Origin of the sequence: Streptococcus sp. NSJ-72, from assembly GCF_014334035.1 — a bacterium.
Taxonomy (GTDB): domain Bacteria; phylum Bacillota; class Bacilli; order Lactobacillales; family Streptococcaceae; genus Streptococcus; species Streptococcus constellatus.
In genome coordinates this window covers 901,401-916,807 of sequence record NZ_CP060489.1, presented here as the reverse complement: position 1 = coordinate 916,807, position 15,407 = coordinate 901,401, and the positions used below count along the sequence as shown (strand labels likewise).

Annotated in this window: 8 protein-coding genes; all 8 read right to left on the bottom strand. The window is 37.8% G+C overall.

The window, feature by feature from the left end:
• Nucleotides 1-4: 4 nt before the first annotated feature.
• Complete coding sequence (glgA, locus tag H8787_RS04495) at nucleotides 5-1,435, bottom strand: glycogen synthase GlgA (protein WP_039676882.1); 1,431 nt, start codon at nucleotides 1,433-1,435, stop codon at nucleotides 5-7.
• The gene (gene glgD / locus H8787_RS04490) at nucleotides 1,432-2,571 is read right to left on the bottom strand and encodes a glucose-1-phosphate adenylyltransferase subunit GlgD (protein WP_039676881.1); all 1,140 of its coding nucleotides are present in this window, start codon (nucleotides 2,569-2,571) and stop codon (nucleotides 1,432-1,434) included. Before glgD ends, glgA begins: the two co-directional genes overlap by 4 nt.
• The gene (locus H8787_RS04485) at nucleotides 2,561-3,703 is read right to left on the bottom strand and encodes a glucose-1-phosphate adenylyltransferase (RefSeq protein WP_003025294.1); all 1,143 of its coding nucleotides are present in this window, start codon (nucleotides 3,701-3,703) and stop codon (nucleotides 2,561-2,563) included. The genes glgD and H8787_RS04485 overlap by 11 nt, the downstream gene beginning before the upstream one ends.
• 3 nt (nucleotides 3,704-3,706) lie before the next feature.
• Entirely contained in the window at nucleotides 3,707-5,617 is a 1,911-nt protein-coding gene (gene glgB, locus H8787_RS04480) for a 1,4-alpha-glucan branching protein GlgB (RefSeq protein WP_049476643.1), read from the bottom strand.
• Nucleotides 5,618-6,086: 469 nt separating this feature from the next.
• Nucleotides 6,087-9,767, bottom strand: a complete 3,681-nt coding sequence (addA, locus tag H8787_RS04475; protein WP_187328323.1) for a helicase-exonuclease AddAB subunit AddA — start codon at nucleotides 9,765-9,767, stop codon at nucleotides 6,087-6,089.
• Entirely contained in the window at nucleotides 9,764-13,039 is a 3,276-nt protein-coding gene (gene rexB, locus H8787_RS04470) for an ATP-dependent nuclease subunit B (RefSeq protein ID WP_187328322.1), read from the bottom strand. The genes addA and rexB overlap by 4 nt, the downstream gene beginning before the upstream one ends.
• Nucleotides 13,040-13,159: 120 nt before the next feature.
• Nucleotides 13,160-14,374, bottom strand: coding sequence for an ABC transporter permease (locus tag H8787_RS04465; RefSeq protein WP_070668115.1), 1,215 nt, complete (start codon nucleotides 14,372-14,374; stop codon nucleotides 13,160-13,162).
• Nucleotides 14,371-15,264 (bottom strand): ABC transporter ATP-binding protein, encoded by an 894-nt coding sequence (locus H8787_RS04460; protein ID WP_187328321.1) that lies wholly within the window; start codon nucleotides 15,262-15,264, stop codon nucleotides 14,371-14,373. Before H8787_RS04460 ends, H8787_RS04465 begins: the two co-directional genes overlap by 4 nt.
• Nucleotides 15,265-15,407: the final 143 nt, after the last annotated feature.

Here is a 15,407-nt window from a genome sequence, read left to right as displayed (position 1 = left end):
TCTATCAATAAAGAGATTGGTACAAATGACTGTAAGCTTGGCTAGCTGTATCCCATGAAAAATCACGTTCCATAGCTTGTATTTGAAGGTTATACCATGCTTCTTTATCATTGTAATATAAGTCGATAGCCATGTCAAATGTCCATTTCAGCCAGTAACCTGAGAAATTATTAAAGCTAAATCCAGTTCCTGTTCCTTCGTAAGCATTGTAGGGTTGAACGGTGTCACGAAGACCACCAACTTCATGTACAAGTGGCAATGTTCCATAACGCATTGCCATCATTTGGGACAATCCACACGGCTCAAAGCGACTCGGCATCAAGAACATATCACAAGCTGCATAAATTTCTTGGGCTAATTTCACATCAAAAGTGATATTGGCAGATAATTTTTCTGGATAAGCTTGACCAAACCAAGCAAATGATTGCTCAAAAGATGGGTCTCCTGTTCCTAAAAGGATAATTTGTACATCATCTTGTAGTAAATTGTGTAATTGATCCACAACTAAATCAAAACCTTTTTGCCGAGTCAAACGTGATACAATCCCTACTAGAGGTACATCATCTCGAACAGGTAGACCAACTTTTTCCTGCAACGCACGCTTATTAGCAAGTTTGCCAGATAAATCATCTTTATTAAAATGATGATCCAGTAACGCATCTGTTTCTGGATTATAAATATCTGTATCGATTCCATTGACAATACCTGAGACTTTACCCGACTCCATCCGCAAAATTTGATCCAAACCGCAACCGAACTCTGGTGTCATAATTTCATGTGCATAACTTGGTGATACAGTTGTTACACGATCTGCATATAAAATCCCTGCTTTCATCCAGTTGAGGCAGTCATTCCAACGCAATGTTCCATCTGCATAGCGCTCATAACCCACTCCGAATAAATCCCAGAGCATGCCATCGGAAAATTGCCCTTGAAATTCTAAATTATGAATGGTTAAAACAGTCCGAATTCCGTGATAAGCTTGAATCCAATGGTATTTTTCTTTCACTAAAAATGGAATCATCGCGGTATGATAATCATGCACATGCAGTACATCTGGAATGAAATCTACTCTTTCCATCAACTCAACAGCAGCCATTTGGAAATAAGCAAAACGCTCACCATCATCAAAATCACCATAAACATGACCACGAAAGAAATAGTATTGATTGTCTATAAAATAGAAGGTTACACCATTTAAAACTGTACGTTTCACACCGACATATTGACCGCGCCAGCCGACCTTTACTTCAAAATGGAACAAGTCTTCCATTTGGTCGCCGAATTTAGTCTCTACCATATCATAATAAGGCAACACCACTCCCACTTCATGACCAGCTTTCACAAGAGATTTAGGGAGAGCGCCAATGACGTCTCCCAATCCTCCTGTTTTAGAAAAAGGTGCACCTTCTGCTGCTACAAATAAAATTTTCATTGAATTCTATCCTCTGTCACTTTTTCGCCTTTTTTAAGAACAACTGGGTTATCAACTGTTCCTCGAACGGTCACATTCTCAGCAACCTCAACACCCTTATCTAAGATTGCATATTCTACAACAGCATTTTCGCCAATAAGGACACGTGGGAAAAGAATACTGTTTTTTACACGACTTCCTTTTTTAATACGAGTATTACGAGAAATGACAGAACCACTCACTTCTCCTTCAATAATACTGCCAGAAGCAAATTGAGCATTTGAAACCTTAGAACCGACTGCATAATAAGTTGGCTCTTCGTTTTTTACTTTAGTATAAATCTTTTGATTTGGAGAGAAAAGAGAATAGAATTTTTGTGAATCAAGCATATCAATATTGGCATTGAAGTACGAAGTGACAGAATGAATATTTGCTAAATAACCCGTATATTCATAAGCAAACGCTTTTTCCTGAGCAGCTAAATCACGTAAAACATAACGTAATTTTTGAGGAAATTCTTTTTGTGCTTCTATTTCTAACTTTTCAATCAGCCAAGGTGTATCCACAACAAAGATATCCGTTGACATGTTGTACAAATCCTGTTCTTTTTTATCATCAAAAAGATGGTGATTTTTCACATGATCTGTTTCATCAATTTCCAAAACAGCATTGACTTCGGAAATTTCTTCTTTTGGTAATTTTTTATAGACAACTGTGATCGGTTGATCAGTTGTACCATGTAAGTGGAAGACTTGGTTCAAGTCGATGTTCACCAAAACATCACAGTTCAATGCTACCGTTTGATCGCTGCCCGAACGTTTTAAGTAGGTCAATAATTGCTCGTAGTATTCTTTACCAACAGTAGAACTTTCTACGCGCGTATTATAAATACCAAGATAGTAGTGACTCAAAAGAGTAGACAGCCCCCATTCACGTCCAGAACGGATATGGTCAAAGACAGAACTAATATTATCTTGTTGGAAAATGCCAAAGACGCTCCGAATCCCTGCATTGGCCAGGCTAGACAACGGAAAGTCAATTAAACGATATTTCCCACCAAACGGCAAACTGGCAACTGGACGATGATTTGTCAAAGTAGACATATCATGAAATCCAACTGTATTTCCTAAAATTGCTGAATATTTATCAATCTTCATCTGATGGTACCCCCACTTTCTCATTGTATCCGATAACTTGTACTTCGTCTGTTCCATCAATTTCTACACCATCAGAAATGATAGCTCCTTCACCAATAATAGCACGTTTGATTTTTGCACCTTGACCAATGATAGCACCACTCATAATCACAGAATCTTCTACAACTGCATCTTTACGCACTTGAGCTTCCGTAGAAAGAATGGAATGCTTAACCGTACCATCTACCAAACAGCCGTCCACAACCAAAGAATCTTCTACATGAGCATTTTCTCCAAGGAAGTTTGGTGGAGAAATCAAGTTACGTGAATAAATTTTCCATTGACGATCCCGGCTGTCTAAAGCATTGTTTGGGTCAATATATTCCATATTGGCTTCCCAAAGTGACTCAATCGTTCCAACATCTTTCCAATATCCCTTAAATTCATAAGCATAGACACTTTCGCCGGATTCAAGATAATTTGGAATAACATTCTTACCGAAGTCAGACATATCTACATTGCTCTTTTCAGCAGCTACCAGCATATTACGCAGGCGTTTCCAGTCAAAGATATAAATCCCCATAGAAGCCTTAGTAGACTTAGGTTCAGCTGGTTTTTCTTCAAACTCGACAATGCGGTTATTGGCATCTGTATTCATAATACCAAAACGACTCGCTTCTTTTAAAGGAACATCCAGAACAGCTACCGTCAGACTGGCGTTGTTGTCCTTGTGAGATTGAAGCATATCATCGTAGTCCATTTTGTAAATGTGGTCACCAGACAAAATCAAGACATACTCAGGATTGATAGTATCAATATAATCAATGTTTTGATAAATCGCATGACTAGTTCCTTCAAACCAACGATTGCCCTCACTTGCTGAATATGGCTGGAGAATAGAAACTCCTGTGTTAATACCATCCAGTCCCCAACTAGAACCATTTCCAATATGACTATTCAAAGCTAATGGTTGGTATTGAGTAATGACACCAACATTATGAATTCCTGAATTGGCACAATTGGACAAAGCAAAGTCAATGATACGGTAGCGTCCACCAAATTGTACTGCTGGTTTGGCAATACTTTGAGTGAGTTTTCCAAGGCGTGTTCCTTGCCCACCGGCAAGAATCAAAGCTAGCATTTCATTCTTCATCTGTTACTCCTTTTTGGACTTCTTACTTCCATTTGCTGATTTCACACGACGTTTAATTTTCCAAATACTTGCCCCTAATGCTGGCAAAGTAAAGGTCAACGTCTGAGGATAATCCTTCCACAAGCCTTCTTGAGACTGAACTGTTTGATTATACTCTTTCCATACACCTCCCCATTCTTCTAATTCGGTATTCCAAATTTCTTCATATATGGCTGTCACCGGAACACCAATGGTAAAGTCTTTGCGCTCTACCGGAGCCATATTAAAGACGCAAATTAGCATATCTCCCTTGTCATTTTTCCGAATAAAGGAAAGTACACTTTGATCTGTATTATCCGCATCAATAATTTCTAAGCCATCCCAATTCAAGTCGTTTTCCCATAAAACACGATTTTCTTTATAAAGCTGATTGAGTTGAGAAGTGAAATGTTGCATCTTAGCGTTCATATCATCTGCCAAATCACGCCATTCTAAAGATTCTTCGCATTTCCATTCTAAGAATTGTCCCCATTCGCTGCCCATGAATAGTAATTTCTTCCCTGGGTGACATATTTGATAAGTATAGAGATTTCGCAGACCAGCAAATTGATTATACCGATCTCCCCACATCTTATGCATGAGACTCTTCTTACCATGTACCACTTCGTCATGAGAAAATGGCAATAAGAAGTTTTCAGAAAAAGCGTACATGAAACTAAAGGTTACTAGATTAAAATCATACTTGCGGTAAATCGGATCTTCTTCGTAGAAACGCAGAATGTCATTCATCCAGCCCATGTTCCACTTATAATCAAATCCAAGACCACCCATTTCTATCATCCCCGTAATCTTTGTATCACTCGTACTTTCTTCTGCAATCATCATGACATCTGGATGAGCAAGCTTGATAACCGTATTCAATCGTTGAAGGAAGTAATAACCTTCATAATTTCGATTACCCCCATCAATATTTGGTTGCCATGGACCACTATCGTAATCCAGATAAAGCATGTTGCTAACTGCGTCTACACGGATTCCATCTAAGTGATAAAAATCAATCCAAAACTTAATACTAGAAATCAAGAAAGACTGTACTTCATTCTTTCCTAAATCAAAGTTAAGAGCCCCCCAGCCATAATTGTGGGCACGGTCATGATCTTGATACTCAAATGTAGGTGTACCGTCATAATAAGCCAAGGCATCATCATTGATAGTAAAATGACCTGGCACCCAGTCTACGATAACTCCAATATTATTCACATGACATTCTTCTACAAAATCACGAAACTCTTCAGGAGTTCCATACGTATGCTCAAGTGCAAAATATCCCATCAGCTGATAACCCCAGCTCAGTCCAAGTGGATGCGCCATTAGTGGCATGAATTCCACATGAGTATAATTCATTTTAACCAGATAAGGAATCAGTTCTTCTTTTAATTGAGCAAATGAGTAGGAACTGCCATCTTCATTTTGCTTCCAAGAACCTGCATGAACTTCGTAAATATTCACAGGTCGTGAGAAAAATCCCCAACGTTTTCTGCGAGCTAACCACAAGCCATCTTTCCATTTCTTTTCAGGAATTGTCCGAACAACTGCACCTGTACCAGGACGTTTTTCAAAATAGATAGCTAAAGGATCAATTTTTAAAATTTCTTGACCGCTGCTTCGTCTAATATTGTATTTGTAAATATCTCCTTCCTTTGGCAAATCCGTGAATACTTCCCAAACACCACCTTCATTGCGTGTCATAGGAATCTGATTTTCATACCAGTCAGTAAAGTCTCCAATCAAATGCACACTTTGAGCATTTGGCGCCCATACACGAAATGTATAGCCGCTTTGTCCATCAACTTCATCTTGATGAACCCCCAAATAGTGCTGCAAATGGAAATTTTCACCTGTGGTAAAAGTTCTCAATGCTTCTTGTCTATCCATTTTTTCACCTCGTTTTGTAAGCGTTTTCTATAATTCTATTTTACTATTTTTCCTATTGCTTTTCAAGTAAATTTCCAATATTATTACAAAAAATTCGCAAAACCGAACTTTTCTTCAAATAATACTCACTATTATTAAAAATAACTAGATTTTGTTGGAATTCTAAAATTTTCATTCCATTCCTACTAAATAGCCACTAACATATCAAAGCTACTTAAATGAAAATTTTCATAAAGGTCTATATAGCTTTATAAAAAGGCCGCACAATGCTGCCTTTTCTATTTATTTTATAGTAGCAAATCGCAAAATTACGATCTAATTTCAAATATTTTTCCTCCACTCTCTGATTTACTATTATTTTATCGAACTTTTCTGAAATTTTCAAGCAATATTTTCAATAAAACACAAAATTTAGGAACTATTTTTAATTTTTATGAAGAAAACATTCGTGAATAAGAGGGCGATTTATCTATTCTACTTTCACCACTTGAAGCTGTGCTCCGCCTAACAACACTAAGTATTTTTCAACTTTTTCAATACTGTATGAACGACTAAGAGCTTCAGCATAAAGTGCTAATTGTGCTTGGTAGCGCTCCACTAATTCACTTGGATTTGTATATCGATCCGTCTTGTAATCCAAGAGAATGATTCGGTCCGTCAGCAGTAGATAACCGTCCAGAATCCCACGGACTACAAAATATTGTCCACTTGCTGGATCCTGCTTTAACATAGCAAAAGGAGCTTCACGATATACTCTGTCTGTATACTTCAAAAGGAGCTGTCCAAGTTCAGTCCCAAAGAAACTAGCTATCTTTTGCAAATCAATTTTCTTTTTAACACTTGCTTCTGCCTGAACCTGTTTTAAAACTTTTCTCAAAATAGCTATCGTAGGGGCTTGATCCAAAGGAATACGCTGCATCAGTTCATGGACGGCGCTACCAATTTGCGCTCCTGTAACTGGAGCTTTTTTAGCAAAATTTGGTAGCTCAAAAGAAGCTTTTCCTACAATGGTCGGATTCCTTTTCTCCATAATTTCAACGCCATCTGTATCTATAACTGGTTCATAAAATTTCTTGATTTGACTTGGTGTTTGAACACTCGGTAGATGAATGGCAGATCGATACTGAGTATTCAGTCGATCTACATTTTCCAAAATATCCAAAGCCCTGCGAATATCCTCAGATTGGCGATTGTCTATTAAATCCTCTTCAATAACCGTATCTTTCAATTTCAGTTGACCTATTTTTTCACTTGTCAAGTCATTATCTGTCACAAATCGCGTTGAAAAAGCTAGATTATCTTTCTCAAATACTACATGTAAAGCCCACATCCAATCTTGAAAACTTGTCATACTTTGCCTGATAGATGCAGCTAAATGCCCCTTCACTGGAGTAGGGAAGCTTTTTTTCTCCAAACTGTTCTGATGACCTTTACCAACTAAATACAGTTTCCTTTCAGCGCGTGTCATGGCGACATAGAGTAGACGCATTTGTTCCGAAATGCTGGCTAAATGAATCTCACGTTCATTTTGCTCATAAGGCAGAGTATCAATAGACAAACGAACATGGTTTGGAGCTAACTTATCAGCAACATCTACTGCTACATCAGCCACATACTTGATTCCAACACCATTTTGACGACTGAGAATCAAAGCGGAACTGCTATCTTTACGATTAAATACTTTGTCCATATTGAGCAAAAAGACATATTTAAATTCCAAACCTTTGCTCTTATGAACCGTCATCAGGCGAACCGCATGTTTCGGAGCTGCACTAACTACACTAGCTAAATCATTCTGTGTTTCCAAGATTTTATCAATCATCCCGATAAAACGTGACAAGCCTTTAAAACTCATTTTTTCGTAATCATTTGCGCGCAAAGTAAGGGCATAGAGATTAGCTTGACGTCCCGCTCCATTTGGTAAAGCTCCCACATAATCGTAATAAAAACGATCTTGATAAATTTTCCAAAGCAAATCATAGAGCGAATTTGTTTTTGCATACTCTCGCCAAGCCTGTAGTGTTCCTTGAAATTGCTGGATTTTTTTTAAAAGGGGAGGCGTGATAAGTTCAGGATATTGACCGTACCCATTCAGAGCATTCTTCAACTTCTCATAGAGATTTTCCTGATGGACAACATAATTTGCCTCAGTCACCTTCTTTTGCAAAGCTAAACGTGCCAATTCATCTTCTGTAAAGTTGAACATCGGCGATTTTAAAAGCGCCACTAAAGCATAATCATTGAGAGGGTTATTAATTGTACGCAAGGTGTCTAACATCACCATGACTTCAACAGACTGAAGGTAATTGTCCTCACCACCGTCTGAAACGACAGGAATACCATATTTAGCGAACTCAGCTAGAATCATATCGTTGCGTGTGCGTGAAGCTGTTAGTAAAGTAATATCCTCAAATTGGACATTTTCTTCATTATGCAAACGAATAATTTCTTTGATAACCAGCGCCACTTCTCCTGCAGAAACAGAAGAAACATCTTTGTCATTCTCCTCATTATCTGTCTCAAGAGTTCCGTCATAAATGAGAAACTCTGTCTGATACAAGGGATTTGGTTCTTTTTTATCAAGATTTCCAGCTACCAGATAATGCGTTTCATTGTAATCAATTTCTCCCACTTCTTCATCCATGAGGCGCTTAAAAACATCATTGGTGGCTTCCAAGACTTCCAAATGACTGCGAAAATTCTCTTTTAAGACAATCAATTTCCCTTGTTGACTATCGCTTTGATACAATTTGAATTTCTCATTGAAAATCTGCGGATCCGCTTGACGAAAACGATAAATAGACTGTTTAATATCCCCCACCATAAAGCGATTACCCCCATTTGATAACAGTTCTAGCATCCGCTCTTGCGTGTGGTTGGTATCTTGATACTCATCTACCATGACTTCATGGTATTTGTTCCTATAAAACTGACGCACATCCGAACATTCTTCTAAAATCTGAATAGCAAAATGACTAATGTCCGCAAATTCAAAAGCATTTTCTTCTTTTTTGCGATTCAAATAGCTTGTAACAAACAATTTCATAAATTGTTGCAAAACAAGTAAAATTTCTTTTGCTTCCTCATGGTAGGTCAATTGAAATTCAAAACGATAAAATTGATCTGCCAAGTCTCGTAAAACTTGAATTTTTTCTTTGCGTTTTTCGTTATAGTCGTTGATAATTTCTTTTAATTCTTCTTTTCGTCCGCTGTTCGTCAAGGCTTTCCCATTGCTGACCCGCGATATTTCTACAATGTTATTGAGCGCTGTGAGATAGGCTTCCTCAGAGGATTGTCCTTGTAAGCTTGCCAGGTCATCAAGCACACGCTGCACATTTTCAAGATATTTTGCTTTGGGAAATTCCTTGGCTTCATGAACCAAATGATAGCTAAAAAAATCTTCTAAATCAAAGAGGGCTTCTTTTGTTTGTGCTAAAAGTTGCGCTTTTTCTTCTTGGAAATCTGCAAACTCATAGCCTTTCAAAAAGTCTTTTTCCAACCATTCTATTGGACTACTAGTAGACTGCAAGAAAGAATAAATCTTATAAACCTGCTCGCGAAAACCAAGCAAATCTTTTCTCTGACCTGTAAAGTTTTTGACTAATTTTTTAAACAAAGTAGCCTGATCAGATTGATAGAAGTCTTCAAAAACTTGCTCAAAAACTTCGTTTTGTAGCAATAACTGCTCACTCGCATTTTGCAAAATGCGAAAATTTGGCGCCAATTCCAATAGATAACCATATTTATTCAGGACTTTTTGGGTAAAAGAGTCCATGGTTCCAATATCTGCATTCGGAATATCGGCTAATTGCTGAGCCAAGTGTTGTTTAAGTTCCTCATCATTTGTTTCTTTCAAAGCCTTGGACAGCTCTTTCTCCAAGCGCTCTTTTAATTCACTAGCTGCTTTGACGGTGAAAGTTGAAATGAAGAGCTGCTCAATACGAACTCCCCGCATAATTTGGTCAATAATCCGCTGCACCATAACAAAGGTTTTTCCTGATCCCGCAGAAGCAGAAACCAGAATATTTTGACCAGAAGAGTAAATGGCTTCAATCTGTTCTACTGTACGTTTTTGAACTTTGTCAGACTGAACTTCCTGATCCTGCAAAGTACGAATCTCTGCTTGATTCAAAAATGGTAGTCTCTTCATTTTTCTAGCTCCTCCTTCATCTTTTCTATCCACGCTTGACGCTTCTTCTCACCCGTTGAGTTCTTACCTTCTAATTTCACTAAATGTCGGGCACTAGAAAGATGAAGATTGGCTTCAAAACCTGTAATGGACTTATATTGTTCCACAAAAGGTGCAATACTTTTGCCATTTTCTGTATAAGGATTAATCTTAAAATGCCCTGTCAATATCTGCTCGGCAGCACGATGGTACAAGAGTGCATTATAAGCTAACAAAGTTTCTAGCTCTTCTTGACTTAATAAATTGACTTTCTTTTTATTATACAAATCATTGAGCTGATAAGCTTGCTCCGATAGAAATAGCCCCTTGTATTCTAACGTTTTCATCACCTCTTTGACTGCATCACTCTGCGACTTGGTCTTCGCTAAAGGTACGAGTGGATTGGTCATCTGCAAATACATGGCGCCAAAAACCTGTGCTTCATCATTCGTCCACTTTTCTTGTTTCAATGCCATTAGATACGTAGGTAATTGAGAATTCAAACCATTGAAAAATTTTTGAAAATCAAAATCTGTGTCACTTGATTTATAATCCACAATTCCCAGACTGTCATTACTTCTCAATCGGTCAATACGGTCAACTTTTCCTCGAATTTGAAGATTGCGACCATCTGATAAGGTTAAAAATTCTGCACTCTCTTGCCCAAAAACAGCCTCTTCCTGAATAGTTTCTACTAAATCATTTCTTTCTAGAACACGCCCTGTCGCATGCGCTGCGTCAAGCAAAACTTCATGAGCAAACAATACTTTGGCACTTTCGGTATAAAGAGCTTCAAACTCCGGTTCACAGCTTACTTCCTGAATGGCTTTTTCTAGACGGATGTCGAATTGCTCGTTCGATTGATCGTGCACGACTTTTTCAAACACACGGTGCAGAAAATTTCCATGACTGCGCGCATCTGGGTAAATTGTCATTTCTTCTTGCAGAGCCAAAATATACTTCAAAAAATAAGCATACTGATTACGATAAAATTCTGTCAAAGCTGAAGTCGACAATAGAAATGCTTGATGAGGTGGATAAAGGATTTGCAAAGTCTGCTCTGACAAGGTTTCTGTCTCAAGACTTGACGTGACATTCGGAATCGAAATGCCTTCACTTTCCAATTTTTTGCGCAAAACTCGTACAGCTACTGACCAAAAAGTCTGTTCTTTCTCAGTCAAAGAATGCTCTTTATCAATATCTCCTTGATTCAACTCAATAACCCTCGCCAATAAAGCACGATAAGTACCAATATCATCACTTGTTGCCTGCGGATGCTTCACCTCAATTGGCAAAGCAATTGGTTGCTCACGCAGTTCCAACAGATATGGAGAAATGTCATTCTCTATTTCATTGACAATCTGAGGAGTGGAAAGTACCAATCTATCCGTTGCAGCATTTAGAAGTGACAAGGCGACAAAACGATTTTTCTTGAGATTTTCCTGAGCAGCAATCAGCAATTCCGAATGCTCATCTGTCACTTCGTTTAGCAACAAACGGTCCTCATCTGACAAAAGAGTCTTATTTTGTGCAATTTTGGGAAAATAGTCTTGGGTCAAACCAATCGCGTAAACAAAAGGACTTGACAACGGCTCAATCAAGTCATAAGACTGAACGGTCACAACGTCTACTGTTGCTGGAATCGTTCGATAATTAGATAACAGCATTCCTGACTGCACCAAAGTCAGAAAATCATCTAGATTGACTTTGCTAGCTGAAAAGACATTGGCAAATTGTTCCAAAACATGGCAAAAAGCTTTCCAAACTTCTTCTTGCCGTTCTTGATCTTGCGGATTCGTAAAATCTACTAAACCAGCAAAATTCTGAGAAAAAGAAATTGTTGTTAAAAATTGATGAAATTTTTGAAGCAGGCCTGTCGCTGTTTGACCGCGAGATTTAAAAAATTCCAAAAGAGGAGTGACTATATTTTTTCTTAATTGATTGATATGAACTAGATTAAATTTTCGTTGTTGATTATGAGTAAATTCTTTAGAAAACTTACTCATTCCTCTCACGTCTGCAAAACGGATATATTGCTCAAACAAGTCTAGTTCTTCTTGCTTTAAATGACCATAAAGACCTGTTTTTAAGAGATTGAGCAAATCTTCCGTTCGAAAATTGTAGTGTTTTAAGCGCACTAAAGCTTCAATAAATTGCACCAAAGGGTGATGGGCCATAGCCTCACTTCGTCCCAGATAAAAAGGGATTTGATACTGATCAAAAATCGTCTTTAACTGTAAATGATACGCTTCCACATCTCCCAAAAGAACGCGAATATCCTTATAACGAACTCCATCATGAACTAACTGACGAATGCTTTTTGCCACATATTCTAATTCTTCTTTTTGATTGACTGTTGACCAAATCTGCACATGCGAGCGATCCTGCTCCGTTAACTTTAGGTCAACATCTGAGAAATCATACCGACTTTCTAACAGTTTTGAAATCTTTCCAAAAGCATCATCTGGCTGGCTTGCTGGTATATATTCAGGTTTCACTTCAAATTTACCTGCCAACTGTCGCAAGAAATCAACACTCGCCTGATAAAGATTGCCCTCTCGAAAACTTGCACGATACGCTTTTTCACTTGCATAAGCACCGATGATAATTTCCACACCCTTATTATACAAAAGCTCGATCAAATAAGCTTCCTCAGCCGAAAAGCGCGTAAACCCATCAATAATCAAGACTAAATCCTGCAGTTCCTCATCCACATCACCTGCTATAATATGATGGGTAAAGGCCATGATATTTGAATCAGAAGTAAATTCACTCTGATTAAGCTGATACATCACTACTTGAAAAATCTTGATTAAATCTGCTTTTTTCTCTGCTTCTTCCAAATAGTCTAGGTCTGTATAACTCATCTGAGCGACTTGCAGTTCATGATAGAGCTCAACCAATTGCTGAATAAATTGTGCATCCGTCCGAATGCCACCATACACCCTCAAATCATGCTCATTCATTTCTGAAAGCACTTTATAAAAGAGCATGCTAAGCCCAATATCATCTATGTTTTCTCCCTTTTGCACATCATTGAGGACAAAATAACGTGCCATCTGCGCAAAACGTGTCACTGTAATAGCAAAGGAAGCATGGTTTTCTAAAAGAGCCAAAACAGCGCTCTCCTTTTCAAATGAAAGAGAATTAGGTGCAATATAAAACACGCGCTTACCTTCCTGTGCCAAGCGTTCTGCTTCTTTCACCAAAATCGTTGTTAAGGGATTGCGAATATCTGTATAAAGTAATTTCATGAGCATCCTGTTTCTGTCAAAATATAGTTTAATTATATCATTTTTAAGGTTTTTCAACAGCGATTGACTGCATGCCTTTTCAAGAAAAATCCCCACAAGAATACTTGTGGAGAACTATTTTTAACGATAAGCTAAAGCTTTTTTGAAACTCTTCCAAATACCAATATCATCTGTTTGCAAAATCAAGCTGGAATAAATTCGACCAATATAAACCGTCATTCCAGTGGTAAATAAGAACGCAATCACAAAGGAAATCCACGCTTCCAAACTAGTTGCATAACCATTGATAGCACGGAAAGGCATAAAAAAGGTTGAAATAAATGGAATATACGAGCCAACTTTAAGTAAAATCGTATCACCTGCATTTCCAAGAGCTGTTACACCCAAGAATCCTAGTACAACTAGCATCACAACAGGCTGAACAGCTTTCCCAACATCTTCAATTCTCGTTACCATCGAGCCTAAAAAGGCAGACAAGACTACAAACATAAAGACACTCAAAGTAATGAAAGCAATGGTATTAAAAGAAATGGCTTCACCTAGATGCTTCATCAAATTTGGATTAGCTTGCAAAAATTCTTTTACAAAAGAAACCTTGTCAGAAAATATTAGTAAGAGCACTGCTCCTATCACGTAAATTCCTACATGTGTCAAAATTACTGCAAAAATTCCAGCCATTCGACCATAAAAATATTCAGATGCCTTGATACTGGAGAAAATAACCTCCATAATCTTTGTTCCTTTTTCGCTTGCAATTTCCTGCGCAGTTGAGCTTGTATAAACAATGAGAATCATGTACAATATCAAACCAATTGCTGTTGCAACAACTGTTTGAATCGTTTTCTTAGCCTCTTTCTTTTCGTCAATTTTTTCCTTAAAATCAATCCCCCTTGAAAGCAGTTTAACTTGGTTTGCTGATAAATTAGCTTGGCTGATATTTGCAACCTGCTGTAACTGTAGTAATTTCTGTGAAATTGCTGCCTTTGTAGTGCCATTCATCCCTGTATCAGCGACATAGGTTGCTTTAATTTGACCGCCTGCTTCTGATAGCAGCAAATACCCCCCGACATCACCGTCTTTTATAGCTTTCTTGGCTGCTGCTTCATCTTTATAATCGAAGTCCAGATTCTTGATATCTTTTAAAACTTCCTTGATTTGTGCATTGTCTGTTACAACTGCAATACGGCTAGAATTGCTACTTGACATGGAAGAAAGATACCCAACTCCAAAACTAAGACCAATAAAGATGAAAGGAGAAAGAACCATGAAGACAAAACTCCATGACTTGACATGACGAAGATAAGTCTCTTTGATTACAATTAACGTCTGTTTCATACTTCCACCCCTGATTCTAATTTAAAGATTTCATCAATTGTTGGAGCTTGTTGGTCAAAAGTTGCAATATATTGTCCTTTAGTCAGCAAGTCAAACAAGTCCTTCCCAGCTGTTTCGTCATCTAATATCAATCGCCATGTTCCTTGATTGGTCAGACTAGCTCTGCTTACGTGAGGAAGCGCCTCTAATTCAACTTGAGAAAGCGCACTAGATACAAAGAGTCGTGTTTTCCCATAGCGATTACGAACTTCTTGTACACTACCATCCAAAATGACTTTACCATCACGAAGCATGATGATCTTATCACATAATTCTTCCACATTTGTCATGACATGATCAGAAAAGATAATGGTCGCTCCGCGCTCTTTTTCTTCAATAATAACTTGCTTTAAAATCTCCGTATTAACTGGGTCAAGACCGCTGAAAGGCTCGTCTAAGATAATCAAATTTGGCTCATGTAGTAGTGTAATAATCAGCTGCACTTTCTGCTGATTTCCTTTTGACAAGCTCTTGATTTTATCAGTCAATTTTCCTTTAACTTGCAATCGTTCCATCCACTGAGGCAATTTTTCTCTCACAACTGCACTTGATACACCTTTTAAATTCGCCAAATAACGCACCTGCTCATAGACAGTCAACTTAGGCATCAAACTTCGTTCTTCTGGTAAATAGCCAATTTCCCGATAAGTATCTTGAGAAATAGCTTTGCCCTCAAAAGAAATCCTACCGCTATATTCTAAAAAACGCAGAATGCTATGAAAAATCGTTGTTTTCCCAGCACCGTTTTTTCCAATCAGACCAAGGATTTGTCCTGATTCAGCTCTAAAATCGACACCAAACAGAACTTGTTTTTGCCCAAAACTTTTTTCTAAATTCTGAATTTCAAGCATCCTAAACCTCCTAAAATTCTAAGTTTACTATATGCATATATAGATTCTCTATATTTAATAGTATAATCTTTTGAAAGCGGATTTTCAAGTTTTTGTGTAAAATTTTCTTATTTTTTTTACAACAAAAAGAGAGTCATCAATAG